This window comes from Nocardioides panzhihuensis, assembly GCF_013408335.1.
GTDB lineage: Bacteria > Actinomycetota > Actinomycetes > Propionibacteriales > Nocardioidaceae > Nocardioides > Nocardioides panzhihuensis.
The window spans coordinates 893,969-911,995 of record NZ_JACBZR010000001.1; the positions used below are offsets into that span (position 1 = coordinate 893,969).

14 protein-coding genes are annotated in these 18,027 nt (G+C 69.4%); 10 read left to right on the plus strand and 4 right to left on the minus strand.

Annotation, left to right across the window (positions count from 1 at the left end; translation table 11 throughout):
• Positions 1–176 precede the first annotated feature (176 nt).
• The 3 genes from BJ988_RS04175 (at position 177) to BJ988_RS04185 (ending at position 4,102) form a co-directional block, all read left to right on the plus strand.
• Positions 177–1,331: a 13E12 repeat family protein gene (locus tag BJ988_RS04175; protein ID WP_179656856.1), complete on the plus strand. Its 1,155-nt coding sequence runs from the start codon at positions 177–179 to the stop codon at positions 1,329–1,331.
• Positions 1,332–1,545: 214 nt separating this feature from the next.
• Positions 1,546–2,631 carry an IS110 family RNA-guided transposase gene (locus BJ988_RS04180; RefSeq protein WP_179656809.1) on the plus strand — a complete coding sequence of 362 codons (1,086 nt, stop codon included), beginning with the start codon at positions 1,546–1,548 and terminating at the stop codon, positions 2,629–2,631.
• Positions 2,632–3,283: 652 nt separating this feature from the next.
• Positions 3,284–4,102, plus strand: a complete 819-nt coding sequence (locus BJ988_RS04185) for a phosphotransferase enzyme family protein (RefSeq protein ID WP_179656857.1) — start codon at positions 3,284–3,286, stop codon at positions 4,100–4,102.
• Between the two features lie 16 nt (positions 4,103–4,118).
• Here BJ988_RS04185 and ppk2 read toward each other — a convergent pair whose 3' ends face one another.
• Positions 4,119–5,009 carry a polyphosphate kinase 2 gene (gene ppk2, locus BJ988_RS04190; RefSeq protein WP_179656858.1) on the minus strand — a complete coding sequence of 297 codons (891 nt, stop codon included), beginning with the start codon at positions 5,007–5,009 and terminating at the stop codon, positions 4,119–4,121.
• 160 nt (positions 5,010–5,169) lie between these two features.
• Between ppk2 and BJ988_RS04195 the strand changes: the two genes are divergently transcribed.
• The 6 genes from BJ988_RS04195 (at position 5,170) to BJ988_RS04220 (ending at position 12,367) form a co-directional block, all read left to right on the plus strand.
• Positions 5,170–6,630: an SLC13 family permease gene (locus BJ988_RS04195; RefSeq protein ID WP_179656859.1), complete on the plus strand. Its 1,461-nt coding sequence runs from the start codon at positions 5,170–5,172 to the stop codon at positions 6,628–6,630.
• Positions 6,631–6,685: 55 nt separating this feature from the next.
• Positions 6,686–7,870, plus strand: a complete 1,185-nt coding sequence (locus tag BJ988_RS04200; protein ID WP_179656860.1) for a glycerate kinase family protein — start codon at positions 6,686–6,688, stop codon at positions 7,868–7,870.
• 66 nt (positions 7,871–7,936) lie between these two features.
• Positions 7,937–9,121, plus strand: coding sequence for a cysteine desulfurase family protein (locus tag BJ988_RS04205; RefSeq protein WP_179656861.1), 1,185 nt, complete (start codon positions 7,937–7,939; stop codon positions 9,119–9,121).
• 25 nt (positions 9,122–9,146) lie between these two features.
• Positions 9,147–10,247, plus strand: a complete 1,101-nt coding sequence (gene mnmA / locus BJ988_RS04210; RefSeq protein ID WP_179656862.1) for a tRNA 2-thiouridine(34) synthase MnmA — start codon at positions 9,147–9,149, stop codon at positions 10,245–10,247.
• Positions 10,244–11,257, plus strand: a complete 1,014-nt coding sequence (locus BJ988_RS04215) for a uroporphyrinogen decarboxylase/cobalamine-independent methonine synthase family protein (RefSeq protein WP_179656863.1) — start codon at positions 10,244–10,246, stop codon at positions 11,255–11,257. Before mnmA ends, BJ988_RS04215 begins: the two co-directional genes overlap by 4 nt.
• A gap of 9 nt (positions 11,258–11,266) precedes the next feature.
• Positions 11,267–12,367 carry a hypothetical protein gene (locus tag BJ988_RS04220; RefSeq protein WP_179656864.1) on the plus strand — a complete coding sequence of 367 codons (1,101 nt, stop codon included), beginning with the start codon at positions 11,267–11,269 and terminating at the stop codon, positions 12,365–12,367.
• Between the two features lie 6 nt (positions 12,368–12,373).
• Here BJ988_RS04220 and BJ988_RS04225 read toward each other — a convergent pair whose 3' ends face one another.
• Positions 12,374–13,873, minus strand: a complete 1,500-nt coding sequence (locus BJ988_RS04225; RefSeq protein WP_179656865.1) for a hypothetical protein — start codon at positions 13,871–13,873, stop codon at positions 12,374–12,376.
• A 259-nt stretch (positions 13,874–14,132) separates the two neighbouring features.
• On the opposite strand from BJ988_RS04225, the gene ligA reads away from it, so the two are divergent.
• Positions 14,133–16,265: an NAD-dependent DNA ligase LigA gene (gene ligA / locus BJ988_RS04230; protein WP_218860590.1), complete on the plus strand. Its 2,133-nt coding sequence runs from the start codon at positions 14,133–14,135 to the stop codon at positions 16,263–16,265.
• Positions 16,266–16,327: 62 nt separating this feature from the next.
• Here ligA and BJ988_RS04235 read toward each other — a convergent pair whose 3' ends face one another.
• A complete protein-coding gene (locus BJ988_RS04235) occupies positions 16,328–17,440 on the minus strand; it encodes a hypothetical protein (RefSeq protein WP_179656867.1) in 1,113 nt (370 codons plus the stop codon).
• Positions 17,433–17,945 carry a SigE family RNA polymerase sigma factor gene (locus tag BJ988_RS04240; protein ID WP_179656868.1) on the minus strand — a complete coding sequence of 171 codons (513 nt, stop codon included), beginning with the start codon at positions 17,943–17,945 and terminating at the stop codon, positions 17,433–17,435. Before BJ988_RS04240 ends, BJ988_RS04235 begins: the two co-directional genes overlap by 8 nt.
• Positions 17,946–18,027 lie beyond the last annotated feature (82 nt).

Here is an 18,027-nt window from a genome sequence, read left to right on the forward strand (position 1 = left end):
AGGATGAGGTTGAAGGGGCGGGAGGGTGGCCCTTCGGGCCACTTATCATCCACAGGCTTGATGTCGTTCGCTCGCCACTAAAAGCGTATTTGACCTGCACAAATAGGTGTTCAAGAGCGCTTGGTCGGAGTAGAATCAGAGGCACTACGACACACCTTTGAAGGGAGGTAGCAGCCATGAGCATCGACCACTGGGGCACCAACCCCGCCGACGTCATCGAGTCGGCTCTTGCTGCCATCGAAACCTCCCTCCACGATCTCCTCGCGATGGACCCGACCTACTGGCGCACCAGCCAGAAGAAAGACTTCCTCGCCAAGGTAGAGAAGCTCCAAGCCCAACAAGCGGCGTTGACGCTGCGGGTGCTGGCTGCCTCGGGTGACATCGCCGCAGAGACCGGCGACAAGGACGCCTCCGCCTGGATGCGCGCCGAGCTACTGGTCGACAAAGGTGCCGCGCGGTCGCAGATCAAGCTCGCCAACGCGGTGACGAAGTACGAGCTGGTCGCCGCCGGCCTCGCTGCCGGTGTCGTCTCTGAAGCGAAGGCCCGAGTGATCACCAAGGCCCTCGACAAGGTCGAGACCGACCCGGTCGCCACTCCCGAGGACCTGGTTCTCGCTGAGAAGCTGCTGGTCGAGTACGCCACCCAGTTCACAGCCAAGGAACTGCGGGTCGTCGGCAAACGGATCCTGCTCGAGGTCGACCCCGCCCGGTTCGAGGCAGCCGAAGCCAAAGCACTCCTCGCCGAAGAGGAACGCGCCCAGCAGAAGACCGCCCTGCGGGTCTGGGACAACCACGACGGCACCATCGGCTTCGACGGTGTCCTCCCTGTTTCGATCGGGATGCGCTTCAAACGGCTGGTCGAGGCCTACGCCCAACCCCGCAAGCAGCAGCTGGTCGACAAAGGCGCCCCGCTCCCGCCGTGGGAGCGGATGATGGGACAAGGCTTCGCCCGGCTGATCGAGACCATCGACCCGAATGCGCTGCCCCGCCACGGTGGTGACGCCACCGTGGTCAACGTGGTGATCAGCTTGGAGGAGCTCCGCAAGGAACTCGGCACCGCGACCCTCGGCTACGACGAGACCAACGGCACCACCATCACCGCAGCCGAAGCCCGCAAGATGGCATGCAACGCGACCATCATCCCCTGGGTGTTGGGCGGGGACAGTGAGGTCCTCGATGTCGGTCGAGGCAGCAGGTTCTTCGTGCCGATCCAGCGCAAAGCACTCCGGTTGCAGCAGAAGTGCTGCCAAGCCGAAGGCTGTGACATGCCACCGGAGTGGTGCGATGCCCATAGAGAGGATGTCGGTGCGTCATCTCGTGTGGCGGCCTGACTCTGAGCGCTCATTGACGGCGCGAGCATGAAGCGCGCCTGTCCTGAAATGGATTGGTCGACCGTTGCACGAGGTGGCGTGCTGTCAGACCACCGGCACGCTGGGCGTGACTTGATAGGAGCCTGCTAGGAACACGCCCATCTCTGTGTTGTCCGCCCTGGCGATGCCGGTGGTCTGTCCATCCACCCGACGAGGAGAGGACGGCATCACCAGCATGACGAATCGAAGCGAGGATCGCGAGGTGATCGGCGGCGTCGATACCCACGGCGCCACTCACCACTGCGCTGCGCTCGACGCGCGAACAGGGAAGTTGCTGGGCGACAGCGAGTTCCCAGCAACTGCGAAGGGCTACGCCCAAGCCCTCAAGTGGCTGCAGCGGTACGGGAGGGTCGAAGCGGTCGGGGTCGAGGGAACCGGGTCTTACGGAGCAGGGCTCACCCGGTACCTCACCAGCCGCGACGTGGTCGTCATCGAGGTCGTCCGCGCGAACCGTCAGGCCCGGTATCTGCAGGGCAAGTCGGACCCTCTAGACGCGATCAATGCTGCGCGCGCCGTGCTGGCCGGCATGGCCACCACGGTCCCCAAGACACGCAACGGGAACGTAGAAGCGATCCGAATGATCCAAACCACCAGGCGCAGCGCCTCGAAAGCACGCAAGGCCGCGATCAACCAGATGCACGGCCTGATCTACTCCGCTCCCGAACCACTGCGCGAACAGCTGCGAGGGCTCAACCGCGCCGCACTGGTTGCCCGCTGCTTACGCCTGCGACCAACGACCTCAACCCAGTCCGGGGAGCTGACAGTCATCGCCAAGACGATGCTGCGCCGACTCGCACGGCGCGTTCAAGCTCTCGATGAAGAGATCGAGGAAGCCAACCAGCAACTCACAGAACTCGTTCAACACGCAGCGCCCGCCCTGCTCCAGGTCTTCGGCGCCGGACCTGAAGCAGCTGCGCAACTCCTGACCACCGCAGGAGAGAACCGCGACAGGATCTCAACCGAGGCCTCACTCGCACGCCTCTGCGGTGTCGCCCCGATCCCAGCCAGCAGCGGCAACACAACCCGGCATCGACTCCACCGCGGCGGCGACCGGAGAGCCAACTCCGCGATTCACATGATCATCATCAACCGGCTCCGATGGCACGAACCCACCAAGGCCTACGTCACCCGCCGCACCGCCGAAGGAAAGACCAAAAGCGAGATCATCCGATGCCTCAAGCGCGCGGCCGTCCGCGAGCTCTACCGCGCTCTCCTGACAGACCTCAACAAACCAGCCGCAGAGCACGAACCCGCCGCTTGACATGCATAGGAGCATCCATCTAGAACCCTGGGCTGCTGGCGGGAAGACGGATCTGAAGGACGGGGTCCTGTTGTGTCCGCATCATCATCGTCTGGCGCACAACCCTGCCTATGTTCATGAGCGGTTGCCGGATGGCACCGTCAGGTTCACTCGTCGGCGCTAAACCGCGGCAGTGTGAGAACCCACCCGTCAATGCCCCGCCAGGGCGGGCACCTTCGCCTGCCCCAGGCCACGCCTACTCCGCTCGGGCCCTCGATGTGGACCTGTGCGGGGGAAAGCCTCGCCCTACGAGTCGTCCGCCCGGCTCAGACGGCCCTGTGATCGATTCACAAGGTGTCGCCCACTGGCGTAGGCACCCGCGACCCGGTTCCCGCGCCCAGCAGCACACACCGGCCACGACCCTCAAGCCCGTGCCGAACTGAATCTGCTGCGCCACACCCCGCCGCCGACCCGATAGCCAGCCAAATTTCTCGCCGGATCACGGTGTCAAGGATCGCCGAAGGCGACCGGCGAAGCCGGCGGCCGAAGGCCGTCCTTGACTCCGGGGGCCGGCGTGAACACCATCCATAACGGGTTGGCGGCCCCAACCCAACAAGCAAGAGCAGCACGTGACACCCCGATCACCGGCACACCACGTGCTTGACTGCGCCCCATGTCGGACCCCCAAGACGCGAAGCCGCCGATCAGCATGCTGTGGGAGTCGGCTGATCCGGCCGCTGCGCTGACGGATCGATTCGGCTTCGTGTCCAAGGGTGAGGCGGCCGACTGGCTGAGCGGCGTACTTGCCGATCACTGGGGGATTCGGGTGGAGGCCTGCGAGCGACTGGTGATCAGCGATGCCAACTGTTTGGCATGGGTCGTCGTCGATGGGCGGCGGATGATCGCCAAGTGGTCGATGCGTCAGGCGGTGTTCGCCCGTCTGGCGGCGATCGCACGGCTCACATCGTGGCTCGATGAGCGCGGAGTGCCGGTCTCGGCTCCGCAGCCGGCGAGGGACGGCAGGGTCCAGGTCGAGGTCGGTGGCTTCTCGCTCGGTCTGCAGAACGTGGTCGACGGAGACCTGTTGGATATCGCCGACCCCGCCCAGGTGCAGGCGGCCGGAGAGATGCTCGCGACGATGCACGCAGCGATGGCTGAATACCCGGGTGCGATTCCCGCCGGGGAGCCGAAGGCGCCGTGTACGCAGCTGGTCGGCAACGACTTCAGATCGGCCAACGTCCTGTGGGCAGACGGCAGGATCGCGGCGGTGCTGGATCTGGAGGAGGCCAGGTACCGGCGGCGGGTAGACGACCTTGCCCAGGCCGCGGTGCTCCTCGGGACCCGCTATCACGGCTGGTCACCGACGCCGGCCGACGTGCGCGGCGCGTTCGTTGCGGCGTACGAGTCGGTTCTGCCTCTGAGTCAGCACCAGGCCGCGGCACTCGAAGACGTGATCGAGGCGTACCTGATGCGGATGACGTGGTCAGGGTGACCGAGGGTGCCGAGGCTCAGTCGTCGACGGCCTCTACGCCACGCTGGACGATGAGCGGGTCAGGGGAGCCGATGATGTCGGTGTCCTTGTCGTCGTAGTCGTGGTTGGCGAGGAAGTGGCGCATCGCGTTGAGGCGGGCGCGCTTCTTGTCGTTGGACTTGATGGTGGTCCAGGGCGCCCAGTCGGTGTCGGTGCGGCGGAACATCTCCTCCTTGGCGGCGGTGTAGGAGTCCCATCTTTCCAGCGACTGCACGTCGATCGGGGAGAGCTTCCACTGTCGCACCGGGTCGATCTGGCGGATGATGAAGCGAGTTCGCTGCTCCGAGCGGGCGACCGAGAACCAGAACTTGGTGAGCGTGATGCCGGAGTCGACGAGCATCTGCTCGAAGAGCGGCACCTGGTGCATGAACTGCTCGTACTCCTCGTCGGAGGCGAAGCCCATCACCCGCTCGACACCGGCGCGGTTGTACCAGGATCGGTCGAAGAGGACCATCTCGCCGGCGGTGGGCAGATGCTGGACGTAGCGCTGGAAGAACCACTGCTGCGACTCGCGGTCGGACGGCTTGGACAGCGCCACCGTGCGGGCGTAGCGGGGGTTGAGGTGTTCCATGAACCGCTTGATCGTGCCGCCCTTGCCGGCCGCGTCCCGGCCTTCGAAGATCAGCACGTGCTTTCCGCCGACGCGGTCGTTCCAGCGCTGGAACTTCAGCAGCTCGACCTGGAGAAGGTACTTCTGCTCGTCGTAGATCTCGCGTGCGATCCGCTCGTCGTAGGGGTAGTTCTCGCGCCAGGTGTCGACGGCCCTGCCGGCCGGGTCCAGGAGCACCGGGTCGTCGTCGTGGTCCTCACCGATCGTGTGGCCCTCGGTGATCAGGTTGTCGATGTACTCGCGGAATTCCTGGGACATGTCACGAACCTAGGCATCTGAGGTGAACGCGAGGTAGCGCCTCGGCGCCGCCTGATGAGAACGCTCTCATCTGCTCATCATCACGATCTCACGGACGACCGACATCGTCTTCGGTGTCGTCGGGAACGCCCCGGGCGCAGAGAGGTCAGGGGTCGTCCGGATGAGCAGCACCGCCCAGGTCGTCGCCGGAGCCACGGTGGTGGCGATCGCCGGGGCGTACGCCTGGCAGGTGGGCCACCGCAGCGCCGATCCGCCGAGCGTGCCGGCCCTGCTGACCCTGGTGGTCTTCGGCGCCGCGGTGTGGGCGTGGATGGGAAGCGGCCTCGACGACACGTACGTCTCGCTGGCGGCGGTCATCGCGCTGATCGTCGTCGGTGTGCTGCCCGCGGAGGACCTCTTCGCCGCCCTCGGCAGCGAGCTGATCTGGCTGATGCTCGGCGCGTTCGTGATGGCGGCCGGGATCGCCCGCACCGGACTGGCGACCAGGGCAGCGGTCGCCCTCGCCGTACGCGCCCGGAACCCCCGCCAGCTGGTCCATCTGCTCACCGTGGGGCTGGTGGGGACGGCGTACGTGGTGCCGTCCACCTCCGCGAGGGCGGTGCTCGCCGTGCCGGTCTTCGTCGCCCTCGCCTCGGTCCTGGCGCCCCGCCGGCGGTTGGTGAAGGCGCTGGCGCTGCTGTTCCCGACCGTCATCCTGCTCTCGGCGGTCGGCTCGCTGCTCGGCGCCGGCGCCCATCTGCTGACCAGCCAGGCGCTGGCGGCGGCGACGGGCACCGGCATCGGGTACGTCGGCTGGCTGCTGCCCGGGCTGCCGCTGGCCGTCGTCTCCTCCCACCTGGCCGCCGAGCTCCTGCTGTGGATGTTCACCACCCGCGAGGATCGCGCGACCAGAGTCCAGATCACGCCCGACGACTTCGTCGATGAAAGGTGGTCGAGCCTGTCGAGACCCACCGACCCGCTCACTGGCCCTCTCACCGGCCCGCTCACTACGGTCCAGCTCCGTGCCCTGGTCGTGCTCGCCGGGGCCGTCGCGCTGTGGATCAGCGAGCCGCTGCACGGCATCTCTCCGGCCGTCGTAGCGCTCCTCGGGGCACTCGCCGTCGCGGCACCCCGATGCGGCGTCGTCGCGATCGGCCCCGCTCTGAAGGAGGTGCCCTGGAGCCTGCTGCTCTTCCTCGCCGCCACCCTCGCCCTCGGCACCGCGCTGATCGACTCCGGCGCCGCCGCCTGGCTGGCCGGCCGCGTGCTGGAGCCGCTGAGCGCTGCTCCACCTGTCGTCTTCCTGGCCGTCGTCGTGGTCCTCTCCACCGTGCTCCACCTGGTCGTGCAGTCACGCTCGGCGCGATCCTCGGTCCTCGTCCCGATCGTGGTGGCGCTCGCGCCAGCGGCCGGTCTCGCACCCGCTGCCGCGGCGTTCGCCTCGACCGCCGCCGCCGGCTTCTGCCACACCCTCCCGGCATCGGCCAAGCCGGTGACCGTCTTCGCCCGCGTGGACGGCATCGACACCTACGACCGCTCCGACCTGTTCCGGCTCTCCCGCGTGCTGATGCCGCTGCACGCCGTGCTGGTGCTCACCTTCGCCCTCTGGCTCTGGCCACACCTCGGGCTCCCGCTCACCTGACCCACCCTTCCCGCCCGCCCGCCCCAACCAGACCCGCCCAACCTAGGAGTACGTCATGACCGTCGCTGTCCCGCAACGCATCCTGATTGCACCGAGCGGCTTCAAGGAGAGCCTCTCGGCCGACGAGGTCGCCCAGGCGATCGGAGCAGGCGTACGCCGCGCCCTCCCCGGTGCCCGGATCGACCTGGCCCCGCTGGTCGACGGCGGCGAGGGCTCCGCGGCGGCTCTCGCGGCGGCCACCGGAGGCCATCTCGTACCCGTCCCTGCCACCGGTCCGATCGGCGACGTCGTGCCGAGCCACATCGGTGTTCTCGGCGGTGACGGCCGGCGCACCGTGGTGGTCGAGATGGCCGCCGTGGCCGGGCTCTCACTGGTGCCGCACGGTCACCGTGACCCGGCCGCGACGACGACGTACGGCGTGGGCGAGCTGATCCTGGCCGCACTGGACCAGGGAGCCGAGCGGATCCTGGTCGGCTGCGGCGACTCAGGCACCTGCGACGGCGGCGCGGGTGCCCTCCAGGCGCTCGGCGCGCGCATTCGCGACGCCACCGGGAGGGACGTGCGGCGAGGTGGTGCCGCCCTCGCCGGAGCTGCCCGTCTAGACATCGACGGCCTCGACGACCGGCTGGCCGGGGTCGAGATCCTGGTGGCCTGCAACCCGCACAACGTCCTGACCGGCGCCGAAGGCGTGGCCAGGGTGTTCGGGCCCCAGAAGGGCGCCACCCCCGAACAGGTCGGGGAGCTCGACCGGGCGTTGAGCGTCTGGGCCGGCGTGCTCGAACGCGACGGTCATCCCGATCGCGCCCACGACCTGCGTACCGGAGCCGGAACCGGTGCGTCCGGAGGGCTGGGTGCCGGGCTGGCCGGCGGCCTCGGGGCGACGCTGATGCCGCGGTTCGAGGTGATGTTCGACCACGTCGACCTGGATGCGCTGATCGCCGAGGCCGACCTGGTGATCACCGCCGAGGGGGCGATCGACTTCCAGACCCCGCGCGGCAAGATCCCCGCAGAGGTCGCCCGCCGGGCCAAGCTGCGAGGCAAGCCGGTGCTCGCCTTGGCCGGCAGCGTGGGTGAAGGTGCCGGCGGCGTCCACGAGGTCGGGATCGGCTCCTACACCTCCATCCTCAACGTCCCGATGCCGCTGTCGGTGGCAGTGGCACAGGGATACGAGCTGGTCGAGGACGCTGCCGAGCAGCTCATTCGTACCGTGCTGATCGGGTGTGCGATCGCTGCCGCTTGAGCACGGTCCGCCCGTGGGGCCCGCGGTTCGTGGGGGAGGCCAGGTGCGCCGTACCCTTGGTAGACGATGAACCCCCGGACCGTCTATCTGGACCACGCCGCCACCACGCCCATGGCCCCGGCGGCGATCGAGGCGATGACCGCGGAGCTGGCGCTGGTCGGCAACGCGAGCTCGCTGCACGCATCGGGACGCCGTGCCCGACGGGTGCTGGAGGAGTCCCGCGAACGGATCGCCGCGGCGCTCGGGTCCCGCCCTGGTGAGGTCGTCTTCACCTCCGGCGGCACCGAGGCCGACAACCTGGCTCTCAAGGGCGCCTTCTGGGCCCGCCGCGACCAGGACCCCGCGCGCACTCGGATCCTGTCCTCCACCGTCGAGCACCACGCCGTGCTCGACCCGCTGCACTGGCTGGAGACGACCGAAGGTGCCGAGGTCGAGCTCGTCGGCTGTGACGCGACCGGTCGCCTCGATCTGGCCGCGATGAGGGAGACGATCGAGCGCGATCCGGCCTCGGTCGCGGTCATCTCGGTGATGTGGGCCAACAACGAGGTCGGCACCCTCCAGCCCGTCCCTGAGATCGCTGCGATCGCCTCCGAGTACGGGATCCCGGTCCACACCGACGCGGTCCAGGCGGTCGGCGCGGTGCCGGTCGACTTCGCGACCAGCGGTGTCGACGCGCTCTCGCTGACGGGCCACAAGCTCGGCGGCCCGGTCGGTGCGGGCGCGCTGGTCGTGCGCCGCGAGCTCGAGCTGACCGCACTGGTCCACGGTGGCGGCCAGGAGCGAGACGTACGCAGCGGCACCCACGCGACCGCGGCCATCGCCGGCTTCGCGGCGGCCGTCGAGCTCGCGGTCAAGGAGCAGGAGGCGTACGCGATCCGGGTCGGTGAGCTGCGCGGCCGACTGGTCGAGCAGGTGCTCGCCCAGGTGCCGGACACACACCTGAACGGTCCGCCGCTGGACGGCGATCGGCTGCCCAACAACGCCCAGATCGCGTTCCCCGGCTGCGAGGGCGACTCGCTGCTGATGCTGCTCGACGCCGCCGGGGTCGAGTGCTCGACCGGTGCGGCGTGCTCGGCCGGCGTACCTCAGGCCTCTCACGTGCTCCTCGCGATGGGCCAGTCCGACGAGCAGGCGCGCTCCTCGCTGCGCTTCTCGCTCGGCCACACCACCACGCCCGAGGACGTGGACCGGCTCGTCGCGGCGATCGGACCGGCCGTCGAGCGCGGTCGCGCGGCAGGGCTGCAGCGCTGATGGGACTCTGCTGATGGGAACGGGGATGAGAGTCGTCGCCGCCATGTCCGGGGGAGTGGACTCCGCCGTCGCCGCGGCGCGCGCGAAGGAAGCGGGCCACGACGTCACCGGCGTCCACCTGGCGCTCTCGCGCAACCCGGCCTCCTACCGCTCCGGCGCGCGTGGGTGCTGCACGATCGAGGACTCCAACGACGCCCGGCGTGCCGCCGACGTGATCGGCATCCCGTTCTACGTCTGGGATCTCTCCGACCGCTTCCACGAGGACGTGGTCGAGGACTTCATGTCGGAGTACTCCGAGGGGCGCACCCCCAACCCGTGCCTGCGCTGCAACGAGAAGATCAAGTTCGCCGCCGTGCTCGACCGCGCGCTCGCACTCGGTTTCGACGCGGTCGCGACCGGCCACTACGCCACGCTCCGCACGGGCGCCGACGGGCTGGTCGAGCTGCATCGCGCAGTCGACGGCGGCAAGGACCAGTCCTACGTGCTCGGCGTGCTCGACCAGGCTCAGCTCGAGCACTCGATGTTCCCGCTGGGGGACACGCCCAAGCCGCTGGTGCGCGAGGAGGCGGCCCGTCGCGGTCTTCTCGTCGCCGACAAGCCCGACTCCCACGACATCTGCTTCGTCGCTGACGGCGACAACGCCGGCTGGCTGCGCGAGAAGCTCGGCGACCGGGCGCCCAACCAGTCCGGGCCGATCGTCGACGAGTCCGGCGACGTCCTGGGTGAGCACCAGGGGACGTACGCCTACACGATCGGGCAGCGCAAGGGCCTCCGCCTCGGCAAGCCCGCCGCTGACGGGAAGCCACGGTTCGTGCTCGACATCGAGCCCGTCACTGCGACTGTGACTGTGGGTCCGCGCGAGCACCTCGCCGTCGACGGGCTCTCCGGGATCCGCCCGCGCTGGGCCGGCCGCGCGCCCGACGGCGTGCTGGAGGGCACGGTCCAGCTGCGCGCCCACGGCGACGAGCATCGGGCCCGGGTGACCGTGACCGGCGACGACGTCGAGATCGAGCTGCTCGACCCGGCCTACGGCATCGCACCGGGCCAGGCCGCGGTCATCTACGACGGCACCCGTGTCGTCGGCTCGGCCACCATCTCCTCGACCCGGCGGGTGGCTCTCGCATGAGGGCGACCGGAGTCGGCTCGATGCCTGGCCACGACAACGGACAGAGCGACTACGCCGAGGCCTGCCGCGTCGTGCTCGGCGTGCTCACCGATCTTCCTCATCTGCCCGAGTTGCCGGCGCGCGGCGCGATCGCGAACATGACCGGCCGGGGGCTGGCGGTCCTCGACGGGCTCGACGCCGATCTCCAGCCCGCGGGCTGGAGACTGACCGGCACCTCCGGCTCGGCCGGGGTCGACCATCGGCGCGCCCGGAGCCTGCTCGCCCAGGACCTAGACACCGTCGAGGAACTGATCCAGGACTCCGCGCTCACCGCCGGCGGCGGCGCGTTCAAGATCCAGGTCGCCGGGCCGTGGACCCTGGCCGCCACCGTCGAGCGACCGCGCGGCGACAAGATCCTCGCCGACCACGGTGCTCGCCGCGATCTGGCGCAGGCGCTGGCCGAGGGCGTGCGCAACCACATCCGTGACGTACGCCGCCGCCTCCCTGGCGCGGACACCCTGATCGTCCAGGTCGACGAGCCCGCGCTGAGCGCTGTGCTCAAGGCCCAGGTGCCGACCGCCTCCGGGTTCGGCAGGCACCGCAGCATCGACCGTCCCGAGGCCTCCCAGGCGCTGGAGTGGGTGCTGGGCGCGATCGCCGAGGAGGGCGCGACCCCGTGGGTGCACTCCTGCGCGCCCGGGACGCCGCTGGACCTGATCCGCAACGCCGGCGCGAAGGGGATCAGCGTCGACCTGGCCCAGCTCACCGCCGGTGACCACGACCACCTGGCCACGGCCCTGGAGGCCGGCGACACGGTCGCGCTCGGCGTGGCTCCAGCGCTCGCGCCGGCGGGCGCTGCGCCCACCGACAAGACGGTCACCGAGGCCGTGGAGCGCTGGCTCGACATGCTCGGGCTGGACGCTGCGTACGACATCGTGCTGACGCCCACGTGCGGCCTCGCCGGCGCCGATGGGCGATGGGCCCGCACCGTGTTGCGAATCCTCACCGAGAGCGCCGGTCACCTAGCGTAGATTTCGCTCATGCTACGACGAGGGACGGCACTGCTGGCGACGGCTCTTCTGCTCGCAGGCTGCGGGAGCAGCGCGACCGAGGCAGACGACAGCGCCGCGGAGAAGCCCAGTCCAGCGCCGTCGGTGAGCATCGACCCGGCTGACCTGAAACCCGGCAACCAACCTGCGACGCCCGAGGCGCTGGCGGCGATCACGCTCCAGCGCGTGCCCGTGGTGCCGGAGGCCTTCGACGGTGGTGACCATTACTTCGAGCACGACGAGGTCGGCACCGTACTGCTGTGGGGAGGCGACCGGTCGCTGGAGGTCAAGGCCGGCGCGGTCGACGACGACCTGCTCTCGACCTGGTGCCGCGACGGGATGTCGGGCTGCGTCGATGTGAAGACCGAGAACGGCACCGCCACGGTCGGCTGGGACCTCGCCACCGACGACGGTACTCCCGGTCAGCTGATGGTCTCCCACGAAGCCCAGGGGGAGGAGCGCCGGGCCGCCTACCTGGGCGAGAAGATCACCGAGGATCCCCGCAAGCTCGACCTCGAGGTGGACGTCGACGCTCTCGTCGCCCTGGTGACCGACCCGCGCCTCGGCACCAAGACGACCACGAAGATGACGAAGGCGCAGGTCAGCGGCTTTCCTGCGGCCGGCGCCAACGGTGGCGGCGAGGTCGCGCTGACCGCTGGGGCGATCGCGGCAGGACTCCTCGAGACCGAGGAGTACGCCGATCTCGACTCTTTCGCGAAGGCCGACGTCTCGGCCTACGGCAAGGGTGCCTTCGGTGTCGTCGGCACCCGCCCCGACGGCAGCACCGTCACCGCCGTCCACGCCCCGAACCTGCCGGCGGGTCAGCGGAAGTGCCCCAAGACGCTCACCTGCTCGAAGGGCGACACCGACGGCTACGACGGCTGGATCGAAGGATCGGCCGAGACCGTCCGCTGCCACGAGGCGGAGGGAGAGCGCGCCGCATTCTGTGCGGTCGTACGTGAGCAGGCGCCGGCGCCGTTCCCCGAGGACGATCTCGACCCGGTCCTCTCCGGTCTCGAGGCGGCACTGGAGACGCTGTGGCCGACGGCTTCGGCCGAGAGCGTGCGCCGCGGTAAGTCGCTGGTCGGCTGACCGTAGTCAGCGTCTGGCGATCCGCTGGCCCTCGTAGGCCTGACGCTCGCTCGGCGGCGCGAACGACTCCGGCGGACGGGGCTGGTGATGAGCTGGCTGCAGCGCAGCCGCGGGTTGCGGGTCCAGGCGCTGTGGAGTCGGCTGACGGTGGCCCGGCTGGCGTGGTTCCGGTTGGCGAGGCTCGGGCGGGCGCGGCCGCTGCAGGCGTTGGGGTGGCTGCTGGTCCGCGGACAGCCGGCGCGGGAGCGGCGCTTCGTGTCGGGGCTGGGCCTGGGGCTGGGGACGCAGTTGGCGGTGCGGGTGGACCGGGTAGGGCTCCGATGCCTGGCGCGGATCCGGCGGATAACGCGGAGGTGCCTGGGCGAAGCTCGGGTCGTCCCACTCCCGGTCGCGCTTGCTGCGTCCGGCGAGCAGGGCGACCGCACTGGCCGTCAGGGCCAGGACGATCATGGTGGCGACGATGATCCAGGTGAGCATGCCGACACCGCCGCCGTCCCCGGTCGGCGTCGCCTTCGTGACCGCCGTTGTCGCTGGTGCGCAGCCGCTCTCGACGCACTCGCCGTCGCTGGGGGTGCCGGTCACGACGAACCTGATGCCGCGGTCGACCGAGCCCTGGAAGGTGAGGGTGTGCTCGCCGAGTCCGATGTCCTTGGGCAGCCGGCCCGACCACTTCGCGACGCCGCGGCCGTTGGCCGTGACGTCGGTCGAGAGGACCAGCGGGGTCGAGTAGACGACGACCTTGATGCCGGTCTCGTTGGGCTTGAAGCCGGATGCCTCGGCATGGATCACCTCGTCAGCGTCGACGGAGGCCTCGCCGAGGCCGGTGAGCTCGAGGCCTCTCGTCGTCGGCGGCTCCTCCGGCGCGGACCACGGCTTCTTCGACGCCTTCTTCTTCGGCTTCTCGACGGAGCCGGCCCCGTCGCGGGAGTCACCATCGGTGGTGCGACCCGGGGACGTGCCACCGCCGGAGCCCGAACCGGAGCCCGAACCGGAGCCGGACCCCGAACCTGAGCCCGAACCCGAACCAGATCCTCCGGTTCCGGTGGAGGGCTCCTCGGGGGTCGGTGAGCTCTCGGGCTCAGCGAGTGCGTCGAAGTCGAACGGGACGTTCACGTGCGCCGTGTCGGACTTGTCGTAGAGGTCGCGATCCCCACCGCGCATCGTGATGATCTGGTAGCTCGTGCCGGGGTCAAGCCTGGCGACCTGGGCGGCGTCGAGGGTGAACTGGTAGGCCCAGTCGTCGGGGTCCTCGGGGTTGATCAGCACCGACTTGATGAAGGTGTTCCGGGTGCCTGAGCCGGAGTAGCCCACCGGGTTGAGCGCGATCTCGATGCCCGGCCGCCTGCCGAGGTAGTCGGTGCCGTGGACGTCGAGGACCGCGCCGCTCTTGGACTGCGAGACGATCGAGACCTCGACCTCGGGGTCCGAGAAGAGGCCGCCCAGTCCGAGCGCAGGGGCGGCGCCGAGAGGCGTCAGCAGGAGGGCGAGCGCTGCGAGCAGCGTCACCGCGAGCCGAGAAAACACTGCAGACCTCACAAGGCGGTCTCTTGGGGGCAAGGTGTCGGCCCGCCTCAGCCGATGCCGCAGGAAGATAGCTCGCTTTACCCTGCGTCGTGACCCGCGTCACCCAGGTGTTGACGGGTTGCGTCGATATTGAGGGGGTTGAGTGTCGTTTGGGCTGGTGAATCACCGAAAACGCCCGGGCGGGTATGCCGTGCACATTCCGGCCCGGCAAGGGCGGAAGTTGTCGGTGGGACGAGGCAAGATGGTGCCCGTGAACGATGACGTGACCGCCGAGGCCGGGCCCGAGCAGAAGAACGAGCACCAGGAGCTCGCCGAGCAGATCGAGGACGCTCGCTACCGCTACTACGTGCTCGACGACCCGACGCTCTCCGACGCCGAGTTCGACCAGCTGTGGCGTCGGATCAACGAGCTCGAGGAGCAGTTCCCCGAGCTGCGCACGCCCGACTCTCCCACCCAGAAGGTCGGCGGCACGTTCTCGACGGAGTTCACCGCGGTCGACCACCTGCAGCGGATGGAGTCGCTCGACAACGCCTTCTCTTATCAAGAGCTCGCCGGCTGGTATGCCCGGATCGCGAAGGACGGCGTCGGCGAGGCCGAGCTGCTGTGCGAGCTCAAGGTCGACGGGCTGGCCATCAACCTGCTCTACGAGAAGGGCCGCCTGGTCCGGGCGCTGACCCGCGGCGACGGCCGCACGGGCGAGGACGTCACCCCGAACGTACGCACCATCAAGTCGATCCCGCACCGGCTGACCGGCACCGACGAGTTCCCGGTGCCCGACCTGGTCGAGGTGCGCGGCGAGGTCTTCCTCTCCAACGAGGCCTTCGACAAGCTCAACGCCTCCCTGGTCGACGCGGGCAAGCCGATGTTCGCCAACCCGCGCAACTCCGCCGCAGGGTCGCTGCGGCAGAAGGACCCTCGGGTGACCGCCACCCGCGAGCTCGGAATGGTCTGCCACGGCATCGGCGCCCGGCAGGGTTTCCAGCCGGTCGCCCAGTCACATGCGTACGACGCGCTGAAGGCCTGGGGGCTGCCCACCTCCGATCGGGTCAAGGTGCTCAAGAGCCTCGCCGAGGTCGAGGAGTTCATCAGCTACTTCGGTGAGCACCGTCACGACGTCACCGAGCACGAGATCGACGGCGTCGTGATCAAGGTCGACGACATCTCGCTGCAGCGCCGGCTGGGCTCCACCTCCCGCGCTCCGCGCTGGGCGATCGCGTTCAAGTATCCGCCCGAGGAGGTCAACGCCAAGCTGCTCGCCATCGATGTCGGCGTCGGCCGCACCGGCCGGGTCACGCCCTTCGGTGTCATGGAGCCCACCAAGGTCGCCGGGTCGACCGTCGAGCGAGCGACGCTGCACAACGCCCACGAGGTCAAGCGCAAGGACGTACGCCCCGGCGACACGATCATCCTCCGCAAGGCCGGCGACGTCATCCCCGAGATACTCGGACCGGTGCTGCCGCTGCGGCCCGAGGGGCTGGCCGAGTGGGTGATGCCCACCGAGTGCCCCGCGTGCGGCACCACGCTCGCCGAGCAGAAGGAGGGCGACAAGGACCTGCGCTGCCCCAACCATCGCGGCTGCCCGGCTCAGGTGCGGGAGCGGGTCTTCTTCGCCTCCGGGCGGGGCGCCTTCGACATCGAGGGGATGGGCTACGAGGCGGCCGACGCGTTGCTGGCCTCCGAGGTGATCACCAACGAGGGCGACATCTTCGCGCTCGACGAGGCCAAGCTGGCCACCACCGCCTTCTTCACCCGCGCAGCGAAGAAGGCGGAGAAGGAGGCCGGCGCCGGCGACCGGGTCCTCAACGCCAACGCAATGGGCTTGCTGGGCAACCTCGAGGAGCGCAAGCAGGTCCCGCTGTGGCGGGTGCTGGTCGCGCTGTCGATCCGCCACGTCGGCCCGTCAGCGGCCCGGGCGCTGGCCACCGAGTTCGGCTCGCTCGATGCCATCTGGGCCGCCTCCCAGGAGGAGCTCGCCGCCACCGAGGGCGTCGGCGGGATCATCGCCGAGGCCATCGTCGAGTGGCGCCAGGTCGACTGGCACCAGGAGATCGTCGAGAAGTGGCGTACGGCCGGGGTCTCCCTCGCCGACGAGCGCGACGAGTCCGTCCCCCGCAACCTCGAGGGCCTGACCATCGTGGTCACCGGGTCCCTGGAGGACTTCTCCCGTGATGGCGCCAAGGAGGCGATCATCGCTCGCGGCGGCAAGGCGGCCGGCTCGGTCTCCAAGAAGACCGACTACGTCGTGGTGGGCGAGAGCGCCGGCTCCAAGGCGGCGAAAGCAGAGGAGCTCGGCCTCAAGCTCCTGAACGAGGCCGACTTCAAGACCCTCCTGGAGAACGGCCCCGCCGAAGCGTCAGTCTCTGACGCCGAGTAGTCAGGCTATGACGTCGAGAGGTCGATCCCTGAGCGCGTGGCTCAGGAATCGACCGCTCGCGGTCAGGACTGGTGCATCGCCCCGCTGACGGTCGAGACGCCCTTCCTCAGCTCGATCGGAGCCGCGGCGCATCCCCGAGCCTCCTCGTCGCAGGTCTCCACCTCGGTCCCGGTGGCCCGGATGACGTGCCCCTCCGGAGTCCAGCCGAATCGGTCGCCGAGGTCGACCGTGGTCTTCGTCCCGAGGCTCAGGTCGTACAACGAGCCGCTCGCTGCCTCGCGGCAGCTGCCCTGCTCGTCGCAGGTCAGGTACGGCGACGCGAGGACGTGCTGGCCGTCGGGGGCGATCCGGAGCGTGACCAGCCCGTCGGGGTAGTCGGAGCTGCGCACGGTGAGGAGCACCTTGCCGGTGGCCACATCGACCACCCTCTGGAGACCGCCGACGACGCCCTCGACTGCTCGCCCGTTGATCACCTCGGTGGTGTACTTGCCCGGGAGACCCTTCGACCTCGACACGTGCCCGGCACGCCACTCGACGTCGAGGGTGCGGTCGTCGAGGGCGACGTACGCATGCTCGCCGTCGACCGCCACCGGCGGGGTCTTCCAGCCGGCCCAGGTGTACTTCCCCGATATCGGGACGTCGGCGACCTTCTCGCCCTTGCCCAGGTCGACCACACGCACCAGCCAGCCGTCTCCGTCCTTGACGGTCCAGGCGACGTACGGAGAGTCGGGGTCGGTGCCGATGAGCCGGTCGCTGACGTCACCGAAGTCCAATGGAGCCACCCCGGCGGTGGTGATCAGGGAGAGCCGGGCGTTCCTCTGGGTGCTGCGGGCCAGGAGGCCGACAGAGGTGTAGCGCAGGTCGTTCACGGTCCCGCCATACGTCACCGTGGTTCCGTCCCCGAAGTGCACGGCCCCGCCCTCGGCGACAGCCCAGCCCCGGGGATCGCCCTCGGCTGCAGCGATGTCGGGACCACTGTCTCCGAGCGTCCCGCCCAAGGCGTACGTTCCGATTCCGCCGGCCAGGACGAGTGCTGCCGCGCCGGCAACCCAGCCCGCGCGCCTACGTCTGCGGACGGATCGGGTGCGGAGGTGGAGCTCGTCGGTGGCCAGACGGGGAACGGGCACATCGTCAGCAGCGTCACGCAGCAGCGTACGCAGGTCGTTGTCAGTCATGGGTCATCTCCAGGGTGAGAGTCGGGTTCCCGAGGACGGTGCGGAGCTTGTCGAGGGCGGACGAGGTCTGGCTCTTCACCGTGCCCTCCGTGCAGCCGAGCACGGCGGCGGTGCGGCGCACGTCGAGGTCCTCGTAGAAGCGGAGGACGACGACGGCTCGCTGTCGAGGCGGCAGCGCCGCGACAGCGTCCAGCAGGACCGATCGGGTGGTCGGGTCGTTCTCATGACCGGGGTCCGGGAGGACCTCGGTCGGCTGCTCGCGGTTCCACGACGCCCGGCGGAACCAGCTCATCGCGGTGTTGAACAGCACCTGCCTGGCGTATGCCGGAGCGGCCTCGAGCGTGCGCACCCGGCCCCAGCTCCCGAAGGTCTTCGCCAAGGCCGTCTGCACCAGGTCCTCTGCGCGCCCGTGGTCACCGACGAGCAGGTAGGCAGTCCGATAGAGCCGCGGCCAGGCGGTCTGGGCGAACTCTTCGAACTGTTCCTGGGTTGGGGGTCTCGCCATCGATCCGTCCGATCTCTCGAGCCGATTGTCAGGGTTGAAGACGCGGTCGGGTGCCAGATCGGTTGTACGCGGCCGAAACTCG

What these genes read in the sequence shown, in the direction of transcription:
- BJ988_RS04175 (WP_179656856.1), top strand. Translation starts at nt 177, where the DNA reads ATGAGCATCGACCACTGGGGCACCAACCCCGCCGACGTCATCGAGTCG.
- BJ988_RS04180 (WP_179656809.1), top strand. Translation starts at nt 1,546, where the DNA reads ATGACGAATCGAAGCGAGGATCGCGAGGTGATCGGCGGCGTCGATACC.
- BJ988_RS04185 (WP_179656857.1), top strand. Translation starts at nt 3,284, where the DNA reads ATGTCGGACCCCCAAGACGCGAAGCCGCCGATCAGCATGCTGTGGGAG.
- ppk2 (WP_179656858.1), bottom strand. Translation starts at nt 5,009, where the DNA reads ATGTCCCAGGAATTCCGCGAGTACATCGACAACCTGATCACCGAGGGC.
- BJ988_RS04195 (WP_179656859.1), top strand. Translation starts at nt 5,170, where the DNA reads ATGAGCAGCACCGCCCAGGTCGTCGCCGGAGCCACGGTGGTGGCGATC.
- BJ988_RS04200 (WP_179656860.1), top strand. Translation starts at nt 6,686, where the DNA reads ATGACCGTCGCTGTCCCGCAACGCATCCTGATTGCACCGAGCGGCTTC.
- BJ988_RS04205 (WP_179656861.1), top strand. Translation starts at nt 7,937, where the DNA reads ATGAACCCCCGGACCGTCTATCTGGACCACGCCGCCACCACGCCCATG.
- mnmA (WP_179656862.1), top strand. Translation starts at nt 9,147, where the DNA reads ATGAGAGTCGTCGCCGCCATGTCCGGGGGAGTGGACTCCGCCGTCGCC.
- BJ988_RS04215 (WP_179656863.1), top strand. Translation starts at nt 10,244, where the DNA reads ATGAGGGCGACCGGAGTCGGCTCGATGCCTGGCCACGACAACGGACAG.
- BJ988_RS04220 (WP_179656864.1), top strand. Translation starts at nt 11,267, where the DNA reads ATGCTACGACGAGGGACGGCACTGCTGGCGACGGCTCTTCTGCTCGCA.
- ligA (WP_218860590.1), top strand. Translation starts at nt 14,133, where the DNA reads ATGGTGCCCGTGAACGATGACGTGACCGCCGAGGCCGGGCCCGAGCAG.
- BJ988_RS04235 (WP_179656867.1), bottom strand. Translation starts at nt 17,440, where the DNA reads ATGACTGACAACGACCTGCGTACGCTGCTGCGTGACGCTGCTGACGAT.
- BJ988_RS04240 (WP_179656868.1), bottom strand. Translation starts at nt 17,945, where the DNA reads ATGGCGAGACCCCCAACCCAGGAACAGTTCGAAGAGTTCGCCCAGACC.